The 22278-nt window shown below is 33.7% G+C and carries 13 protein-coding genes; 4 read left to right on the top strand and 9 right to left on the bottom strand.

Going from position 1 to position 22278, the window contains the following annotated elements; all coding sequences use genetic code 11:
• Positions 1-301: 301 nt before the first annotated feature.
• Positions 302-3571, top strand: coding sequence for a VCBS repeat-containing protein (locus Q0739_RS02140; RefSeq protein WP_298237044.1), 3270 nt, complete (start codon positions 302-304; stop codon positions 3569-3571).
• A gap of 98 nt (positions 3572-3669) precedes the next feature.
• Here the strand turns inward: Q0739_RS02140 and Q0739_RS02145 are convergent, their stop codons facing one another.
• The 8 genes from Q0739_RS02145 to Q0739_RS02180 form a co-directional block, all read right to left on the bottom strand.
• Positions 3670-5355 carry a glycosyl hydrolase gene (locus Q0739_RS02145; RefSeq protein WP_298237045.1) on the bottom strand — a complete coding sequence of 562 codons (1686 nt, stop codon included), beginning with the start codon at positions 5353-5355 and terminating at the stop codon, positions 3670-3672.
• A 184-nt stretch (positions 5356-5539) separates the two neighbouring features.
• Positions 5540-7846, bottom strand: a complete 2307-nt coding sequence (locus Q0739_RS02150; RefSeq protein WP_298237046.1) for a fasciclin domain-containing protein — start codon at positions 7844-7846, stop codon at positions 5540-5542.
• 24 nt (positions 7847-7870) lie between these two features.
• The gene (locus Q0739_RS02155; RefSeq protein WP_298237047.1) at positions 7871-8986 is read right to left on the bottom strand and encodes a hypothetical protein; all 1116 of its coding nucleotides are present in this window, start codon (positions 8984-8986) and stop codon (positions 7871-7873) included.
• Positions 8987-9002: 16 nt separating this feature from the next.
• Positions 9003-10547, bottom strand: a complete 1545-nt coding sequence (locus tag Q0739_RS02160; RefSeq protein WP_298237048.1) for a RagB/SusD family nutrient uptake outer membrane protein — start codon at positions 10545-10547, stop codon at positions 9003-9005.
• Between the two features lie 13 nt (positions 10548-10560).
• Entirely contained in the window at positions 10561-13710 is a 3150-nt protein-coding gene (locus Q0739_RS02165) for a TonB-dependent receptor (RefSeq protein WP_298237049.1), read from the bottom strand.
• Positions 13711-13989: 279 nt separating this feature from the next.
• Positions 13990-14877: a phytanoyl-CoA dioxygenase family protein gene (locus Q0739_RS02170; RefSeq protein WP_298237050.1), complete on the bottom strand. Its 888-nt coding sequence runs from the start codon at positions 14875-14877 to the stop codon at positions 13990-13992.
• A 76-nt stretch (positions 14878-14953) separates the two neighbouring features.
• Positions 14954-16117, bottom strand: coding sequence for a Gfo/Idh/MocA family oxidoreductase (locus Q0739_RS02175; protein WP_298237051.1), 1164 nt, complete (start codon positions 16115-16117; stop codon positions 14954-14956).
• A 2-nt stretch (positions 16118-16119) separates the two neighbouring features.
• On the bottom strand, positions 16120-16977 hold the full coding sequence (locus Q0739_RS02180) for a sugar phosphate isomerase/epimerase family protein (protein ID WP_298237052.1): 858 nt from the start codon (positions 16975-16977) through the stop codon (positions 16120-16122).
• Between the two features lie 182 nt (positions 16978-17159).
• Here Q0739_RS02180 and Q0739_RS02185 point away from each other — a divergent pair, with 182 nt between their 5' ends.
• Entirely contained in the window at positions 17160-18215 is a 1056-nt protein-coding gene (locus Q0739_RS02185; RefSeq protein WP_298237053.1) for a LacI family DNA-binding transcriptional regulator, read from the top strand.
• A 54-nt stretch (positions 18216-18269) separates the two neighbouring features.
• On the opposite strand, the gene Q0739_RS02190 is transcribed toward Q0739_RS02185, so the two are convergent.
• Positions 18270-19148: an AraC family transcriptional regulator gene (locus Q0739_RS02190; RefSeq protein WP_298237054.1), complete on the bottom strand. Its 879-nt coding sequence runs from the start codon at positions 19146-19148 to the stop codon at positions 18270-18272.
• Between the two features lie 146 nt (positions 19149-19294).
• On the opposite strand from Q0739_RS02190, the gene Q0739_RS02195 reads away from it, so the two are divergent.
• A complete protein-coding gene (locus Q0739_RS02195) occupies positions 19295-20425 on the top strand; it encodes a glycosyl hydrolase (protein WP_298237055.1) in 1131 nt (376 codons plus the stop codon).
• Between the two features lie 13 nt (positions 20426-20438).
• Positions 20439-22277: a sodium:solute symporter family protein gene (locus Q0739_RS02200; RefSeq protein ID WP_298237056.1), complete on the top strand. Its 1839-nt coding sequence runs from the start codon at positions 20439-20441 to the stop codon at positions 22275-22277.
• The last annotated feature ends 1 nt before the right edge of the window (position 22278 follow it).

Raw genomic sequence — 22278 nt, forward strand, 5'->3', positions numbered from 1 at the left:
CTATTTTTTTATATTTTCTTATTTATTGAGCTTCTTAAACACAAAATCCTATACAGAAATTCCTTACTGGATATCACTTTCATTGGTATTTATCAAAACTAAACCAAGCTTCAAAGCGACACTAATATTATTTTGTCTATTGCTTATTATATAACAGCCTTTAACTAAAAATCAATAAAATTATTCCTATTTTTAAGACTAAATTGGCAACTAAATCATCAACAGATGTTCTCTTTCAATTTGAATTATTGAAGAAGCCGTATTTACAATTTCTCTTTTAACTCTAGCAACCTGAAAAAGTATGATTTTTAAAAACTATATAACAATCTTAATATCTGTAGCTTTTATATTTGGATGCAAACCTAAAGATACAAATTCTAATATAGAAACCACACTATTTTCTATTGTATCAGAAACAGAATCTAACATTAATTTTACGAATACTATTCAGCAAGACTATAATCTCAACTTCATAAATTATCCATACATCTATAATGGTGGTGGTGTAGCTATTGGTGATTTTAATAATGACGGATTACAAGATATTTATTTAACAGCAAACCAAAACTCTAATAAATTATACCTCAACAAAGGTGATTTTAAATTTGAAGATATTACCAAATCTGCTCATGTTGAAGACGCTCAAGGTTGGACAACTGGAGTGAGCGTTATAGACATTAATAACGATGGTTTTTTAGATATATATGTTTGTAAATCTGCTTCAATAAAACATGACGCACTAAGAAAAAACAAACTCTACATCAATCAAGGAGATTTAACATTTAAAGAAGAAGCCAAAAAATGGGGATTAGATAATTATGGCTACTCGACACAATCTTATTTTTTTGATTATGATAAAGATGGTGATTTAGATATGTATTTAGTAAGTCATCGTCCAGATTTTAATATGGCTAGACAAATTGATAAACCAGAATATACTACATACTATTATGAATTATCAGATCAATTATACAGAAACGACCAAAACACTTTTGTAAATGTAACAGAAGAAGCAGGACTAATCAATAAAGCGTGGGGACTAAGTGCATCTATTGGAGATTTTAATAATGATGGTTGGGATGATATTTATGTAGGTAATGATTATATTCAACCTGACCATCTTTATATAAACAACCAAAATGGCACTTTTACAGATGATGTTTTAAACACCTTCAAACACATATCTTACAACAGTATGGGTTCTGATTACGCCGACATTAACAACGATTTGCTACCCGATTTATTAGTCTTAGACATGTCTGCCGAAGACCATAAACGTAGTAAAGAAAACATGGCAACGATGAGTACTAAAGGGTTTGAGTTTATGGTAAAACACAACTACCATCATAGCTATATGGCAAATGTATTACAACTCAATAATGGGAATGGTACTTTTAAAGATATTGGACAATTAGTTGGTGTCTCAAAAACAGATTGGAGTTGGGCACCTTTAATTGCAGATTATGATAATGATGGCTATAAAGACATTTTTGTATCTAACGGTATTGAAAGAGATTTGGCGAATCAAGATTATAAAAAGAACGTGGCAAGTAATCCAGCAAAACAGACGACATTAACTCTTAAGGATGCGATAAACTTAATGCCAGCTACTAAACTTCCAAACTATGTCTTGAAAAATAATGGCAATCTTACTTTTGAAAAAATGACAAAAGCATGGGGTTTAGATAAAGCTATTAATACCAATGGGGTAGCTTATGCAGATTTAGATAACGACGGTGATTTAGATCTTGTTTGTAACAACCTATCTGATAAAGCCATAGTGTATAAAAATAATTCGACCAATAATTATATTAAAATAAAATTGAAAGGCGGCACTAAAAACCTTCAAGCTATAGGGTCAAAAGTTTCTGTTTTTAGTGAGCATTTACAACAATCCCAAGAAAATTACAATAGCCGAGGGTTTCAATCTTCAGTCTCTGATGTTTTAAATTTTGGTTTGCATACAGATAATGTTGTAAATAAAATTGAAGTGATTTGGGGAGATGGTAAAACCTCCGTTTTAAAAAATATTAAGGCTAACCAAACTATTATTATAGATAAAAACTCCATAGCAACTCCAATTAACAAACCAAAAAAAGAGCCATTATTCACATCTATCGACCCAACAACATTAGGTATTAATTATAGTCATCAAGAAAATGTTTTTGACGATTTTAAAGACCAAGTCCTTTTACCTCAAAAACAATCTGCCAAAGGCCCTACCATTGCTGTGGCTGATATTAATAATGATGGTTTAGATGATTTTTTTGTTGGCGGTGCTAAAGACCAACCCTCTAGTATATTTATACAAACTTCTTCGGGGAAATTTAAAGCAACTAACTCATCACTATTTAAAAAAGATGCTTCTTTTGAAGATCAAGATGCTGATTTTTTTGATGCTGATAATGATGGTGATTTAGATTTATTGGTAAGCAGTGGGGGTTATGAATTTTCAGAAGATGAACATCTTTTAAAAGATAGATTGTACTTGAATAACGGCAAAGGGCATTTCTCAAAAAACAAGTCCTTCAACAATATAAAAACGTCAACAAAAAGCATCACACCTTTCGATTTTGATGATGATGGTGACATGGATTTACTTATTGGAGGTCAGGTTGTACCGAATAAGTATCCATTAGCAACTAACTCTTACGTATTAAGAAACGACGATGGTAAATTCATAGATGTTACTCTAGAGGTAGCTTCTGAATTTCAGAAAATAGGGTTAGTAAATGATATCACACTTTCGGATTTTGACAATGATGGTGATACTGATTTTTTTGTTGTCGGCGAATGGATGCCTTTAACCTTATTTGAAAATAACAATGGGCATTTTACAAAATTAAATACCCCCTCTTTTTCTCAAACCGAAGGTTGGTGGAATACTACTAAAGCTATTGATATTGATGGTGATGGTGATGAAGATTATATAGTAGGAAATTTGGGTGACAACAATAAATTTAAACCCACTGCTGAAAAACCGCTCCATATTTATGCCAATCATTTTGATGATAATGCATCGTATGATATGCTTTTAAGTAAAAAATACAAAGGGACTTTAGTACCTACACGCGGTAAAGAATGTTCCTCACAACAAACACCATTTTTGAATCAAAAAATACAATCTTACAATGCTTTTGCCAATGCGTCTTTAACCGATATTTATGGAGAAGATAATATAAATGAAGCCTATCATTTAAAAGCGCATACCTTTAGTTCTTCACTCATTATAAATAATGGTAATGGTTCGTTTACTATTAAAAAGCTGCCTGCTACTGCACAAGTAGGCCCTACGCTTTCGTTTGAAATAATGGATATAAACAACGATGGTCATTTAGATATTTTAGGAATGGGTGCTATTCATGAAGCAGAGGTGGAAACTATTCGTTATGATGGTAATACTGGGTATATTCTATTAGGAGACTCTAAGGGAAATTTTAATCCAAAAACGGATATTAGTTTTTATGAATCTGGAAATGTGAAAGACATGAAAAAGATTATAATTAATAATGACACTTACTTAATTATTGCAAATAATAATCAGCCTTTGAGGTTTTTGAAGGTTTTATAGAAGTTTTTATGTCCTTACAATCCTATCCAAAAAAAACTGGTCAGATATTCAATTATAGATTACCTGACCAGTTTTATAGTTTTTAATTTATTTTTTCTTTAGTTACTGGAACTATAGACATTCAATGCTTTTACTTCTTCCTGAAAGAGGACATTGCTATTATTTTTAAAAGCAACAAAATCATCTTTTGCATTTTGTGAACTACTAGCATTAGGTATAAATAAGTTATCCTGACTATTATCCCAAGGTGCATTAAACCATCCTAGAACCCAAGCCAATCTAATATCGTTACCACCATCTTCTATTACAGAAAGTATATTATCTGTCCAAAAATCTGGATTAGTACTCACAAAACCTTGATCGCCTGTTTCGGTTAATGCAGCTACTTTATTATGTTGTGCCGCAAACGTAGTAAGGTCTCTTAAACTTTGTCCTAAAGCAGTCTTAGTGGCTTCATAATAATCAACACCCACAACATCTACATAATCATCTCCAGGATAATATGCTTCATCTGCATCCCAATTTGGTGACCAAGCAAAAAGTACATTATTAGTTCTATCCTTAACATAATCTACTGTTAACCTGTATAAATCGATATAAAGAGAAGGTGAGTGATTTAGAGTGTTTGTACCCCACCAAAACCAGTTACCATTCATTTCATGTAAAGGGCGAAAGACTACTGGAAATCCTAAATCATTATTAATAATATCTAAAACCTCATCAATTTCACTAAAATACCAAGCTTTAGCCGTATTTAAATCATTTACAATATCATACACTAAGCTTTTATCAGTATCAGTGGTCATTTCGTTATAATATATCTTTCCATCTGTTCTACTTCGTTGATGGAAATCGAAAGTAACAATAGCCCCATTATCGTATGCCGCCTTAGCTTCATCAATGTGTAATTGACGCTCTGCAGCACCTTTATACAGCATATAATGTGGATCTATACCGAAAACGCCAGGGTGATCACCAGAAACATCTTTACAGTCTGATGTATTCAAATCAAAACTTAAACCATTTAATTTAAATGATAATGGAAACTCTTGACCAAAAGCAAATTGATTACTAGCTGTTAAAGCAACTAGATTCGTTAATAAATTTTGTGTCTCAGCCGATGCATTCAAATCTATAGCTACTTGTACTGGTAGTTCTTTTACTTCTACTGTTATAATCGCAGTATCAGAACCTCCTTTTCCATCTGTAACGGTAAGTTCAACAGTATAATTACCTAATGCTAAATCCACCTGCACAATTTCACTTGAACCAACAACACTATTATCTATTTTCCACTCATAAGTAAGTGTATCTCCATCCGCATCACTTGATGCCGATGCATCTAAAGTAACTTGTGCATTACTACCCCCAGAACCCAAAAATGCTATCTGATTATCACCAGCATCAGCCACAGGAGCAGTATTTTCTTTAGGATTAATAAGAACAGTAAATTCTACTCTACTTTCGTCTTCAGCTTCAATAATATAAGTAACAGTGCTATTAAAATTGTTTTTTGTAACACCAGATTGTTGCTTGGTATTACCAATGTAAACACTAGCGCCTTCTGATACTGTAAAAACAGCTGTTAATTGGCTTAAATCTGCTACGTCTTCTAAAGTTGCTTCCAATTTATTCTGGCTTAAGCCTGAAAACACAAGACTTGGCATTTCTTCAATTGAGAAAGAAAAGAGTGATTTATTACTACTTAAAAACACTTCTTCATCAGAATCACTAGAACAAGAGAATAATAATAATGTTACTACCAAAAACTTAAAATACTTCATTTTTTTTCTTTTTTTTTAGTTATTTTTCTTTTTCTATATCAAGCAATTGGGTAAAAGCTTTTCTTAAAATGTATTATTTATTCATTAAATTAAATATATAATGAGTAATACATTAAATACTCCATGAAGCCAAACAAGCATCATGGAGTATTAATTATCAAACTAACTCAAACTAACTCAATTTTTAATTAAAACCTACGTTATCAATAAATACAGTGTCATTTGTTCTTACACCAGTACCTCTAATCACTAACTGTGAAAATGCTTCAGTACCATTGGCTACTTGCGATATAGGGACAGCTATATCAAGCCATTCTCCTGCAGGAATTTCAACATTATATGTACTTCCCCATTGTTCATTCAATACAAAACCTACAGTAGTTCCTAACTCAGAATAAATAGATGCATTAACAAAATCATAATCTTGTACATTCAAAGCTAAACCACCTACTTGCCATCCTTCATCTCCATTAGGGAATGTAACAGCACTAGAATATATACCTTCTCTTACTGGATCTGTGTTAAGGAAATCTGGAGTTGTCCATCCTCCTACCCACATGCCATCAGCTAAAGCATCAGTATAAACTTCAACTGCTAAAGATGGTACAGATGATACAAAAGTCACATCAAAACCGACCTCATCAATATAAATAGTATCTCCAGGAGTACCTGCAGCACCTCTAATTACTAATTGAGTAAATGTTGTTGTACCATTTGCTACAGATGAAATTGGAACTGCAACTTCTGTCCATTCTCCTGCAGGGATTTCTACATTAAAGGTACTTCCCCATTGTTCATTTAATACGAAACCAACGGTTGTTCCAGTTTCTGAATAAATAGACGCATTTACAAAACTATAGTCTTGTACATTTAATGATGCACCACCAACTTGCCAGCCTTCATCACCATTAGGGAATGTTACTCCAATAGAATAAACACCCGATTTTACTGGATCTGTATTTGAGAAATCAGGTGCTGTCCATCCACCTACCCACATACCTTCACGTAAGGCATCATCATAAATTTCGAATCCATAAACTGGTTGTCCATCTGTAATAGGCTCTGGATATCCTAATGCTTCTGCTAACCCTTCAGGTATTAACACATTATCAATCTCATGGATAACCCCATTACTAGCTCCAATATCTGCCATACCAACTATAGCAGCAGGAGCATTTTCACGAGTTGGAGTAAGAGATACTCCATTTGATATATCAACAGTAATATCTTCACCTTGAACTGTAGTTAGTGCAGTGTTGCTCAATTGGTTACTCATTGTTATTCCTGCCGTTAAATGATATTCAAGTAGCGCTCTCAACGCATCTATTTCCTCTGGTGTATCAAAATCACTTAAGCTATCAAAGTTTTCAATAATTAAGAAAAGTACATCAAATGCTGCATTGTTTGGAACAAAAGCTGTCAATTGATCTTGAGTAAGCATATCAGTCAATCCAGCCAATTCTGCTGCTGCTAAAAATGAAGAATATCCTTTATCAGCCAACCTTTCATTTAACGGTAATGTTGCTGACAATACTTGTTGAAAAACAGCATCTGGTAAAAGCACCTTATCTGTTCCGTGTGCTATACCATTTGTTCCCTGTACATCTAACAAATTGATTTCTCCATTAGTATACGATGCATCATCAATAGTTGTTCCCGTAACAAGAAAAGGTTCTCCTTGCATAGAATTAAATGTTTTTCCACTTACCTCGTCAGAAATAGTATTTATTCCCTCAATAACATGATATTGTAAGACAGCCGTGAGTACTTCTGAGGGGATATCTTCAATTGTTGCCCAACCAAAAATATCGTTTAATTGAGTCATTAATACATCAAAAGCTGCGTTATCAGGAGCGAAAATAGTAAATGGTCCGTCTCCTTTTAATGTATCTACCAAATCAGCATTAGCCAATGCGGCTGCCAATGAAGAATATTCAGGATTAGGTGCAATAAGATCTACTACTGTGGGCAAATCAATTACACCATCAACAACATGTACCACACCATTTATAGCACCCTTATCAAACATGCCGCTTACAGGTGAAACCCCACCATTAAATGTTATTGGGTCGGATGTATTTACAAAAAAACTGAGGTTGTTACCATCATAGCCTGCTGCCATAGTATTTCTATAACCTGTTTGAAGGTTTTTAGAAAAATCTGCGGTAGATGTATTCCAAACATGGTTTAACAACAAGTTCTCCAGCTCATCATCAGAAAGTCCAGATAAATCGGCACCACCAAAAGCTGTATTGGTAGGAGCAAATAATGTAAATGTCGTGTTATCCTTCAAAGTGGCATACAAACCTGCCTGCTCTAATGCTCCCTTTAATGCTGAAATCTCTGCGGTTTCATCCAAAATATCGGATATACTCTTTATTTCATTGCCTAAAGATGGGTATAAATCATCATCATTGTTACATGATGAAAAGCTTACCACAGTCAAAACAGCCAAGAAATATTTAAAAAAGGATTTATATATATGTTTCATTTTCTTAGTTTTTAAATTATTACCTTATTCTATAAACCCGATTTGGTCAAAATAAAATACGTATGGTCCATTACCAGACCTTGAATATTCTTGAATTGAAATTTCAAATATCTTTTCGTCTTTTGTAAAAGCAGAAGGCGCTAACACACTTAAAAAGTCTGTAATAGGTATGTTTAACTTATTCCATTGATTAGGAACTAAGTTTTCGATCTTAAGTTTCCATGCATCATCCGCATCATCATATCCATTAATAATAAAAGCAATTCCAGTACCGCTAGGGTTTGTTGGGTATATACTCAATGAAAATGTACTATAATCTCCAAATCTTAATGGCGGTGCTAAGTCTGAAGGTCTTAAAGTAAAACCTCCCCAATTATCACTAGTTCTTTTTACAGAAGTACTTCCTATAGTAATCTCACTAGATAACTCCTGAGTACCACTCCATCCAGCCAAGTCCCAATCAAATGATTGATCAGTAAATATTGGATAGTTAAACCCGTAAGATGTTGATGTAGCAACAACACCATCATTATGTACTTGAATAAAGGCTTGAATCACACCCGCTGGTACTTCAACAGTTAAAGTTTCTACAGAAACATCCAAAATATTTGCTTCTCGTTCTACAAGATTTCCTTCTTCTTCTGATCCTGAAGCAAAGACTACTTTATTGGCTCCAGAAAAATCTCCACCGTTCAATATAACGGCATTTTTACCATCTACCACCTGTTCATCAAAACCTGTAATTGTAAAAAGTGTAAAGTCAAATTCTGCAATTCCATAAGCGGTTTCAACAGTTAATTTATTTGGCACATTTAAAAACGGTGCTTCTCTTGGAATTCTTGAAATTATTACATTCTCTGTAACAAAAACAGGGTTGAAACCTGATTCAAAACCATTATACTTTATTGATTTAAGAGAGCCTAAATTCTCTCCCTTGATATAATATACATTATTCAATACGCCAGTACCAACCGAAGCATTTGATTCGGCTGAGACAACACTTGTAATTATTGGAGGTGCCTCATTACCTACAGAATCAGGGTCATGAAATTCATTGCTACATGAACTTCCTACCAACAGCACCATGATGAGGACTGCTGGGGCATAAAAAATATTTCTAAAATTTATAAGTTTTTTCATTTTTAATTTTTTTTAATTAATAAAAAGGTACTGGTGGATCCAGAAACGCTGGATTATTCAAAACCTCATTTGTAGGATATGGAAACAATAACTTATCTTCAGTCACTGTTATTTTTCTAGAAAACAAAGCATTATTGTTATCTATCTCGTACCACCCTCTTTCAATGTTTGAGAGGTAAGTAGTAGCATCATCTCTTCTAATAGCATCAAACCAATGCTCCATTTCTAAAGCAAACTCAATCTTTCTCTCTTGAAAAACATCATCAAAAGTAGGATTTGAAATGGAGCCTAAACCTGCTCTATTTCTAACCTTATTAATAGATTGTTCTGCTTCTGCCATTGACCCAATACTTCCTAGTATAATGGCTTCAGCATGAATAAGTAACACATCAGCATATCTCAACATGTATGTATTGTTTGGATATTGCTGCTGGGAACCACCTACTTTACCTACTACATACTTTTTAATAGCTACCCCAGTACCTTGCGCATTACAGTTTGCAGGGGGAGGCGCAGTATATCCACCATTTAAATCAGGGTAGAACGATTCTGGATCCATAATGGTTGCCTTGTATCGTTGATCTAACACCTTATCTTCATAACTATCCTGTAAATCTAATGAAGGTCCAATTGCAGACCATCCATCATTAAATCCAGTAATTCCTGATAACGCATATAAGGATTGTACCGCATTTCCTTCACCTTGAGCGCCAGAATCTGTCCATTGGCATGCAATAATACTTTCTAGGTTATTATCATTCTCTGTCAAGAATAAATCATTGTAATTTCCAGGAGCTCCATCAGCACCAGTCCCACCCAATAGCTTGAACTCTCCAGCAGCAATAACTTCTGAAGCTAACTGATAAGCTTCTGGATATTCTTCTCTAGTTAGATGAACCTTTGCTAAAAGGGCCTTAGCACCATTACTAGAAACTCTCCCTGGTTCGGTTGTCTTTGTATTAGTTAGGTTGTCAACAGCAAACTGTAAATCAGTTTTAATAAATGTATAAATATCATCAACCAAATGCCTAGGTATGTATGATTCGTTTACCCATAAGGTATTATCCTCTATAATTGGAACTGAACCAAATATCCTAACCAAGTGAAAATAGGATAGTGCTCTCATAGTTCTCGCTTCTGCAATGGCATTATTTACCTCTGAGACGGGCACATCTGCACCTGCTGAAACCGTTATCGCATTGATAACAGCATTTGATTGCGCCACAACTGCCCAAAGTGAAGACCAGCCTCTACTTAAGGTGTTATGACTACCGTTAACTGCGAATAAATCAAAATCTTGATTTCGAGGATCCCACGTTCTTCCTGTACCACCTGCAAGGTCTCCTATACACCAAGAAACGCTCGATACATAATCATACCAAGGTACTGTATATAAAACATTTGTTGCCGTGGCTATTTGTTCAGATGTTTGATAAAACTCACTGGCACTATATGAGTCTTCTGGCGGTCGATCTAAAAACTCTTCACTACAAGATGACAAAAATGCCATAAGAAGTGCTGATATCGCTAATAATTCTTTTCTTATTTTAAAATTTTTCATAATCAAGCTTTTTTTAAAATTCAATATCTAAACCTACAGTAAATGTTCTTGGAGTAGGGTATCTACCATTATCAACACCTTGCAACAATGGGTTCTGATTTAAGGAACCTACCTCAGGATCATATCCCGAGTAGTCAGTAAAGGTGTAAAGGTTTTGAACCGATCCGTAAATATTCACTCTACTAAGTCCTATTTTTTCAAATATCTCAGATGGTAAATTATAGCCCAATCTAACATTTTGAATTCTTAGGTATGAACCATCTTCAATATATCGATCAGAGATAAAGATATTACTGGTTGCATTTTGAGTATATCTTGGGTGCGTTGAATTGGTGTTTTGTGGCGACCAAAAATCCCTTACTGATTCTAATTGATTTCTATAAGTAAGATTACTTGTAGTTAAAGTTCTTCCGTTAGCATTAAAGATATCATTTCCAACCGAACCTTGCAAAAAGAAAGCCAAATCAAAGTTTTTATAACTTAAATTGTTCTGCCATCCAAAAGTGAAATCAGGATGCGGGTTTCCAATTACGGTTCTATCCGTAGGATCAACAATACCATCACCATTAACATCTTTGTATTTAATATCTCCAACCCAAGTTCTACCAGCAACACTAGCATCTCCAACTGGTTGTCCAAATTGTATTGGAGCTCCATTTAAATCGTCTAAAGTTCTAAAAAGTCCTTCAACCTGATACCCATAAAACACACCTATTGGCTGTCCCACAGATGTTTCCGTTAAAATCTCATTGGTATCCAACAAATTTGTCTGACCATTTATGGTAACTTCGTCCTTCAATTCTAAAACCTTGTTTTTGTAATGTGAAAAAGTAAGTGTTGAATTCCATGAAAAATCTCCACTACTTAAGGTATCAAAGTTTAATGTTAAATCAATTCCTTTATTTTCCATTTCACCTAAGTTTACCCATTGAGGTGCAATTGACCCCAATCCTGTATTTGTTCCACCAAGCGCAAAGTCTGTTAAGGCTAATTGAAATAAGAAATCACTACTCACTTTTCTATATACCTCAACCGTGGTTTGTAAATGACCATTAAAAAGTGAAAAATCAACACCAGCATTAATTTGCTTAGAAGTTTCCCATTTTAAATCTGGGTTTGGAAAATTAGCAATAGTAAAACCTGTTCCTAACCCCGTTCCTCTAGATTCTAACCTAGAACCATAAGCGAAATTGGTAATAGCCTGATTACCTACTTCTCCATAACCACCATAAACTTTAATGTTTTCAATGGCATCAAAACCTTCCATGAATTTTTCATTAGATAATCTCCAAGCAGCAGAAACAGATGGGAAATACCCCCATTTATTACCTTCAGAAAATTTAGATGAACCATCCGCACGAATAGATGCAGTAACATTGTATTTATTACCAAATGAATAAATCAAACGTCCAAAATAAGATTCTAACGAATTACTTCCTTTAAATTCATCAACATTATGCGTTTCTGCATTTGACAAATTTAGCGTAGGAATAGTATTGTCAACAAAGTCCCTTCCAACTGAAATCACCCCATTCCATGAAGATTCTTGCGCTTCATGACCAGCTAAAACTGTAATGTTATGATCATCAGCTATAGTTGTATTATATGTTAATAAGTTTTTGATAATCCAAAAATTAGTATTTTCCTTTCTTCGTGTCAATTCGGCATCCTCACGTCCTACAGCCTCTCCATAAGAATAGGTTTTCCCGAATACGTTGTTATCGTTAAAACCAAAGTCACCTCCAAATTCTGGACGGTAGGTTAACCCATCTATTATTTTTAACTCTGCATAGATATTTCCTAAAATTCGATCTCTTCTATAGGTGTTATCGGTATTCTCAATCTCAGCAATAGGATTAGGTACGGCTAAAGAAATTTCTTCTTGAGTTATTGGTCCAGCATAAGATCCATCAGGGTTAAAAACTGCAACTCCAGGGTTGTTTCTCAAAGCCAAAGAAACAATACCTCTTGAATTACCATTTAAAATTAAATTTTCATTGGTTCTAGTTGCTGTAAGGCTGATACCAACCTTTAAAGATTTTTTAACTTGAGAGTCTAAGTTCAATCTTGCACTATAACGTTCAAAACCAGAACCTTTTACTGTCCCTTCTTGATCAGTATACCCTACCGACATATAATATTGACTCCTTTCACTACCTCCAGTAAAAGATAATTGATGATTCTGCATCATAGCATTATCGAATATCTCTTTCTGCCAATTGGTACCTTCTCCTAACAACTCTGGCCTTCTGAATTCCACAACTTCTGAAAGTCCAAAAACCTGTCTCATTTCATTTTGAAAAGCAGCGTAATCTCGAAGATTTAAAACAGGTAGAATGTTAGTTGGTTGCTGAATACCAGTATAAGAACTATAAGAAACCTTTCCTTCCTTATTTTTCCCTTTCTTCGTAGTTATAATTACAACACCGTTTGCACCTCTAGAACCGTAAATAGCGGTTGCAGAAGCATCTTTAAGAACGTTCATTGAAGCAATATCCCTAGGATTTATACTAGCAAGCGGACTCGAACTATTTGATATATTTCTACCACTACCACTTGTGTTTTGAGAATCACCAGAAACTGGCACACCATCAATAATATATAAAGGCTCTGTAGAACCATTGATAGAGTTAACCCCTCTAATTTTAACAGACACTGCTCCACCTGGTTGCCCAGAGTTTTGTGTTACAGTTACACCCGCGGCCCTACCCTGTAACATTTGATCTACACTTACCTGAGGCACCTTCTCTAAAGCTTCGACATCAACACTAGACACAGAACCCGAAAGTTCTTCTTTTAATTGAGAACCATACCCAATTACAACCACTTCATCTAAGCTTTCTAAGTCGTCTTCTAGTTGAACATTTTGAGTAGAACTAGTTGTTACTCTGATTTCCTTGGTAACAAATCCAAGGTAGCTGAACACCAAGGTAGCTTCACCATCAACAGTTATACTATACAACCCATCAAAATCTGAAACCACCCCATTGGAGGTTCCTTTTTCAACAATGTTTACACCAGCCAAAGGCATGTTGCTTGAATCGGAAACTGTTCCCTGTATTACATTTTGAGCCAATATAAATTGACCAAGGAAACAAAATAGCACAAAGAAATAATAGTGCTTACCGACACAAAAATCTTTTTTTGTAATAAATTTTCGCATGTTTTTTGTATTAGTTTAGTTAAAGAATATATTTCGATAATATCGAGTTTATTATTACGGAATTTCGCAAAAAACCCCACCTTAAATTATCGATTTCAAAATTAGAACAACATCTACAGAGGTTCTAATATTATTTTGTCATTTGCTTATAAAATTAGAGCTAATACGCATCATTAGCCAAACATAAAATAGTTAACATACACAAATAGACCTATTTTTGAAACATTTTGATATTATTTTTGAAAGAAAAAATATACAAATAGGTTCAGAATTATAGTTTTACATTATTAAATTTGTCATGTACTCTTTCTTCCAAGTATCTTCCATATTTGGATACTCTTTTCGACAAGCCATATACTTGTCCATCATTATTCTCATAGCAGGATCTAATGTTTCCAAATAGTCTTCAGTGAGTAAATCATTATTCAACAAATAAAAATGCCATGTTGGTTTAAATGCATTACTATGATACCCCATATGTAACGTTCTTCTAGGAACTTTCATGGTTTCAGTATATCCTCTATGTATTAAATTGTTATTATAAAGTACCGCTTGACCCGCCTTTAAATTAACAGGTATCGCCCCTGGCATTTTAACACCTATAGGCGCATAATGCTTAGACCCACAAAAAGCTTCATTTTCCTCTTTTGTATTGGGTCTATTATGACTTTTAGGTACTATCCATAAGGAACTCTCATCCACAAGCGGCAAGTTTATCTGCACACTGTTATGAAATCTTTCAGCTGAAAACAACCAATCCTGAATATCTTCTTCTGGTATCTGAATCACATCCCTATGCCAACCCAACGAATACGAAGTCCCAACGTTAGCAGCCAATATTGAAGCATTATTAACTATTAAATCTGGACCAATAATTTCCTCAACTGTCTCTAAAATTATTGGATTGCAAAATGCATGATGGATGGATTCAGTTCCAGGGTTTGTTAGTAAATGGAAGTAATACTGCCTTGCCTCCTTGCCAAAATCTTCTAAATTATCTCCTAAATGCTGAAAGGAAGAGCTCTTAGGAGCATCATTAGACCCAACAACTTTTGGGCTTAACAATTTATCCATGATGACTCTAAACTCACTAATTTCTTTTTCAGAAAGGACATCAATTATAACATATCCGTTCTCTAAAAATTCTTCTTTTAAATTATTTCTCATTTAACCTAAATATTACATTAGACATTTAATTTATTCACATGGATAAAAAAAACTATCATTTTTTTATCATTTTTTATCATTTTATAGAAACTACTCTTTTTTCTAAAGATGATTTTAACCCTGCTTCTAACACTTCTATAATTGATATGCCATCTTTAAAATTAGGAGCAATACTTCCTGCTTCTGAAACAGCAGTTATAAAATCTGCAGCTGCATGAACAAAAGTGTGCTCATACCCTATAATGTGTCCCGCTGGCCACCAATGCTTAACATAAGGATGAACATCTTCGGTTACCGAAATGGTTCTGAATCCTTTTACCCCATCAGCGTCTTGCTCAGAATAATACTCAAGCTCATTCATTCTTTCTAGGTTAAAGGTCAAGCTCCCTTTGCTTCCATATACTTCAAAGGATAATTTGTTCTTTCTACCATTTGCAAACCTAGTAGCTTCAAACGAACCTACGGCTCCGTTTTTAAAGTTCACCATCATTAAAGCAGCATCTTCAACAGTTACCTCTCCTTTTTCTGTACTTATTGCTTCAACCTTTAAACTCCCAACGCAATCTGGATTAGCAAGAGGCCTTTCTTTTATGAAATTGGTGGTCATTGCCATAACATCTTGAATATCGCCAACTAAAAAATGTGCCAAATCCACAGCATGAGAGTTTAAATCCCAATGTGGTCCAGCTTTAGCGTATTCTTCTTGAAGCTGCCAACTTAAAGGAAAATTCGGATCGGTTATCCAATCTTGTTGATAAGCAGAGCGCCAATGATATATCTCACCTATAACATTATCTGTTATTAATTGCTTTGCTAGCGCTATAGCAGGTACTCTTCTATAGTTATGATTCAAATAATGCACAATACCATTTGCTTCACTTACATTATACATTTCTGTAGCCTGCTCAACATCCATAGCTATGGGTTTTTCACAAAAAATATGCTTACCGTGTTTTGCTGCCTCAACAGCTATTTCATAATGTAAATGCTGAGGAAGTGCTATATCAATAATATCGATATCATCTCTACTTACCACTTGCTTCCAATCGGTTTCAACCTCTTCCCATCCCCATTTTTCGGCAAATGCTGTAACATTATTTAAGTTTCTACCACAAGCTACTTTTAATACTGGAGTTGCAGGCAAATCAAAGAACTGACCAACTTTTGCCCAAGCATTACTATGGGCTTTCCCCATAAACTTGTAACCAATAATGCCAATATTTAAACGTTTACCTTTCATTATTATAAATTTGAAGCAAGTCTTCTTAATTCTTTTATACTTGCTGCAACAACTTCTTCTTCTTTATTAGTGTAATCAGGATGTAAATTATCAACCTCTACAGCCAAAAACCCTTTATAATTTGCATCTTTTAATAATTGAATCAATTTCATATTATCTACAATACCTTTACCTGTTGGTACGCAAGAGAAAAAATTCCACTCATTAACTGGTATTTCTTTTACGGGCAACAAATCTTTTATATGGGTTGCTTTAACATAAGGTGCTAATTTTTCCATAGCCTGAATAGGATCATCTAAAACACGTAGAAAATTCCCTGTATCGAAATTCACTCCAAAATAATCTGAATCTACAGCCTTAACTAATTGTAAAATTTCATCTGAATCATAATCTATGTGATTCTCAATAGCAAGATGAATTCCTTTTTGCGCAGCTTTCTTTGTAGCTTCCTTAAACATTAAAGTCAACTTCTTAAGCTGTGGTTCATGTGGTTCAAACCTAAAAAGATGGCTACTACCCACCACACGCATAACCTTAGCTCCAATTTTTTCAGCATAATCAATATGCTTCATCATCTCATTGAATTCACTTTCATTGTTTCCACCTTCCAAACCATCTGGATGCCCCCATGCATACACACGGTCTAAACCTGCTTGGTCTAATCTATTTTTAATATTAGCTAAATAATCGGCATCAAATTGTGGAATAAAACAAGACTCTAAAGACAAACCATCTACATCAAGTGCTATGGCTTTATCAAGAAATTCTTCAAAAGAAATTACTCTTTCCGGCGCATCTTGATTAGGATACACCTCTCCAAAAAAACGATGGTAACAATAACTGTCTATACCTACATTCATATTTTTAAAAAATCAATAGTTAACGTACACTATTTAAAAAAACACCTCAAAAATTAAACATTTCATAATAGTCAACGTTCACTATTTGAGATTTCAAATATAGATTTATTTATCTTATTTTACAATTTTATTTGTTTTTTTTTAAATAAATCATAGATTTACACCATATTTTTTTACTAAATATGAAACAAAACTCGGTTGGAATTAAGGATATCGCAAAACATGCTGGAGTTTCAACTGGCCCTGTAGATAAAGTGCTCAATAATAGAGGCGGTGTTTCTGAAGCTACTAAAAAAAAAATACTCAAAGCTATTGAAGAATTAGGTTATACACCTAATATATTAGCTAGCAGATTGAAGTCTGCTAAAACTTATAACATTGCTGTGCTTTTTCCTAAAGGTTCTGATGACAACCCTTTTTGGTATGAACACGAGAAAGGATTTAATGATTCTATGAAAGAGCTAGAATCCTTTGGTTTTAATATTCATTTACACCTCTTTCACCAAAATTATGAAGAATCGTTTGTGAGTCAAACCAATATGATTTTACAAAAGAATTATGATGGCGTTTTTATGGTTCCTGTTTACAAAAATGAAACTTTAAGATTTACGGAATATTTAGAAAAAAAAGGTGTTCCTGTAGTATTGTTTGACACACAACTTTCTGATTTAATGCGCATTCCTTTTATAGGTCAAAACGCAAAAGACAGTGGATATTTGGCTGCCGATTTAATGAATAAATGTTTGCCAAATGAAGAATCTATACTTATTGCATCCATTACAGAAAGGCATGATAACTATGCCCACTTTGACTTAAGAGAGCAAGGTTTTAAAGATTTTTTTAAAAATAGCACGAGTAGGTTATTAGAATATAAAAGTATTGACCAAAAAGATGAAGTAATCAAAGAACAGCTTAGTGAATTTTTAAAAATTCATCCAAATATTAAAGGTGTTTTTGTTACCAACGGGATTCATAAAATAGCTCCTCTTTTTTCTAACATTGATAACCATATTTTAATAGGCTACGATTTAATAGATAAAAACATTGCTTACCTAAAAGAAGGCTATATCGATTTTTTGATTTCACAAAGACCCTACACACAAGCGCATTCTGGAATTCGACTTTTTTACGACTTGTTAATCAAAAAAAGCCCTATCAAAAACACTAATAACTACCTTCCCATAGATATAGTAATGAAATCTAATATAGATTATTACACCGATTTTGTAGAAAAATAGACTGCTTAATGTAGAAATAACATCGTACAGGAATTTTCTGTAAACTGTATGAATTTATAATATTCGTTTTATTCCTGAAAATTCACTTCTATATTGACTGGGGGTACGGTTTTTTAATTTTTTAAAGACCCTATTAAAATTTGCAATATTATTAAAACCACAATTAAAGGCAATTTCAGATATGCTATTATCTTTTTCAATTAATTTCATAGATGCATGACCAATACGCACATCATTTACATAATCAACAAATGTTTTTCCAGTTCTTTTTTTCATAAACCTATTAAAAGACACTTGACTCATAAATACTAATTCTGAAACTTCGGCTAGCGTAATCTTTTTATGAAAATTCTCTTGTACGTAGTCATAGATAATTTTGATTTTATCACTATTCTCAAAATTTTCTTTACCAGCAGTATAAGTTGAAAGAAGTCTTTGATTCCTTGAGTTTGCCAAGTCATATAGTATGGATAACAACTCTAAAAAATAATCCATACTGTCTAATCTTGAAACTTGAGCAAATCTATCATACATCTCTGATGCCGTTTTCTTAGAAAACAAAATACCATGTATAGACCGATCAAACATATCTTTAATAGGCTTCATTATTTGTCTAGCCAAAAACTTTTTTTGAAACAAATGTTCGTGAAACTGAATGGTTATTTCGTGAACAGATTCACTTTTACAATTATGAGTCAACCACCCATGGTATAAATTAGGACCAATTAAAACCAGCTCTAGATTATCAATTTCTTCCATACTATCCCCTATTACTCGCTTAGTGCCTTTTCCATTCTTAATAAAATTTAGCTCATATTCAGGATGAAAATGAATAGGAAAGGTAAACTCACTTTTTACTCTATCAAAAACCAAAAAACTATCTCCAGGGGCTAGTGGTGTTATCTCTCTATGTACTTTTTTCAATATATCCATAACGCATTTGCAATAAAACGTTTGCCTTTTGATAAAATAATATCATTATTATGCAATATATCTTTTTAGTTTTGTATATCCTAATATTCTACTCAAGTTAATCACATAGATAATCAGTATTATTATCTCATAAAAACGTAAATATAATGACTATACAGATTAAACAACTTCAACTTAAACACCTAATAGTTTTACTATTAATTGTTTCAAGTTATTCTTGTAAATCATTGTATTCAGAAGCATACAAAAAACCCGAATTAGTCGATAAAAAACTATCAAAAAGCGCCAAAAAACTACACAAAAAATTATTTTTTACCTCAAAAAAAGGATTTGTGGTTGGCCATCAAGATGCAACTGCTTATGGTATTGGATGGAAGTACGACCCAAATTCAAACGCTGATAAAAGTGATATTAATGAGATATCTGGTGAACAACCTGCTATGTATAGTTTTGAAATTGGACATATTGAATTAGGTTATAAAAACAACCTAGATTCTATTCCTTTTGAAACCATGAAAACCTTAATAATTGACGCCCATAAAAAAGGTGGCATTATTTCATTGAGTTGGCATCCAGATAACCCAACTACTGGAGGTTCTGCATGGGACAGTGTGCCTGCTGTAAAAGACGTTATAGGAAAAGGTATTCATAAAGAAAAATACAATTTATGGGTCTCAAGAGTGGCAGACTTTATTAAAGATTTAAAATATAAAGGTGAAAATATCCCTATAATTTTCAGACCTTTCCATGAAATGAATGGCTTTTGGTTTTGGTGGGGAGACCCAAGTACCTTGCCAGAAGACTACAAACAATTATGGCAAGAGACTGTTCATTTATTAAGAGATAAGCACAAACTGCACAACTTAATGTATGGTTATTCTCCAAATAAACTGACACCAGGATATGACTACCTGAAGTATTATCCAGGGGATGATTACGTTGATTTTTTAGGAGTTGATATTTATGATTTTAATAATACCGAAGAATTCGTAGCTTCATTAGTAAATGATATCCGTATTATGAAACGTATTGCTACTGAAAAAAACAAATTATTCGCACTAACCGAAACAGGGTTAGAAAAAATACCAACAGACAACTGGTTTACAGAAGTACTGTATCCAAATATAAAAGACACAGGTATTTCATGGGTTTTATTTTGGAGAAATGCGCATAAAGGGCATTATTATATCCCATACAAAGACCACAAAAACGCCGATGATTTTAGGAAATTCACCACGTTTCCTCAAACCCTATTTTTAAAAGACATCAACAACTAAACTAACTAAGTATATGAAATTATTACACACTGCCGATATTTTAATTATTGCCGCATACCTTATAACTATTATTGTTATAGGTTTGGTATTAAGAAAACGAGCACAGCGAAGTAAAGAAGATTATCTATTAGGAGGTAATAGCATACCATGGTATATGCTAGGTTTATCGAATGCTTCGGGCATGTTTGATATTTCTGGAACTATTTGGTTAGTAACCCTCATGTTTGTTTACGGTATTAAAAGTGCTTGGATTCCTTGGCTTTGGCCCATATTCAATCAAGTGTTTTTAATGGTATATCTATCCAAATGGCTAAGACGTTCTAACGCTACTACAGGAGCAGAATGGATTGGAACGCGTTTTGGATTTGCCAAAGGCGCAAAAATGTCCCACGTTATTGTGGTTATATTTGCGCTTGTTTTATGCTTAGGCTTTTTAGCTTATGGCTTTATTGGCTTAGGTAAATTTGTAGAAATATTTATCCCTTGGGAGGTGGTTAGTGGTTATATTCCGTTTGCGGTGACACCAGAATTCGTCCCTCATTTTTATGGCATCATTTTTACCTGTTTTGCTGTATTCTATTCACTACTAGGTGGTATGTCTGGTATTGTTTGGGCAGACGTTGTACAATTTGCTATTATGACCATAGCTGCTTTCGTTATTGGGTATTTAGGTTTTGTAGCCGTTGGAGAACATGGATTAAATACACCAGACGGATGGATGAGTCCTTTCTTTGGTTGGGAATTAAATCTTGACTGGACAGAAATTATCCCAGAGGTTAATAATAAAATTAGAGAAGATGGCTTTAGCTTATTTACTATATTCTTTATGATGATGGTATTTAAAGGCATACTGGTAAGTGTTGCTGGTCCTGCACCAAATTACGATATGCAAAAAATATTATCCACTAAATCAGCTTCTGAGGCTTCAAAAATGAGTGGATTTGTATCGGTTGTATTAATGCCAATTCGTTATTTAATGATTGCTGGTTTTGGAGCTTTAGCTTTAATATATTATGAAAAATTAGACTTACAGAATGCTGCTGGAAATATTGATTTTGAATTAATACTACCTACGGCTATTATGGAGTTTGTCCCTGTTGGTTTATTAGGGTTATTGTTAGCTGGTCTTATTTCTGCATTTATGTCCACATTCGCTGGTACTTTAAACGCTGCCCAAGCTTATATAGTAAACGACATTTACTTAAAATATAAGAATCCAGACGCATCGGCAAATCAAATTAAAAACATGAACTACATTACAGGTATTCTTGTAGTTATTGTAAGTATCATTTTAGGTTTGTTTGCTAAAGATGTAAACTCAGTTTTACAATGGATTGTATCTGTATTATACGGTAGTTATGTTGGTGCCAATATCTTAAAATGGCACTGGTGGCGATTTAATGGCGAAGGGTTCTTCTGGGGCATGGTATCAGGTTTAGTTGCTGCAGCTATTATTCCAGAATTATTCCCAGATATTTTAAGTCTTTATTTGTTCCCTATATTGTTGGTTGTATCTATAATAGGTTCTATTTTAGGTACCTATTCTGCACCTCCTACCGATGAGAACGTTCTAAAAACATTCTATAAAAACGTAAGACCTTGGGGCTTTTGGAAACCTATTCATGACAAACTTGAGAACGATGGTGTTGTCATAAAAAAGAATACCGATTTTGGTATCGATATGTTTAACGTATTCATTGGTGTCATTGGTCAAACCGTATTAGTTATTTTACCAATGTACCTTATTTTCAGACAAACAACACCTTTTTATATTTCACTCGCAGTTGCAGTAATCTGTGGAATTTTACTTAAAAAATTCTGGTGGAACTCACTTGAAAAAAAATTAGATTAAA

This window comes from uncultured Algibacter sp. (assembly GCF_947487605.1).
Lineage (GTDB): Bacteria > Bacteroidota > Bacteroidia > Flavobacteriales > Flavobacteriaceae > Algibacter_D.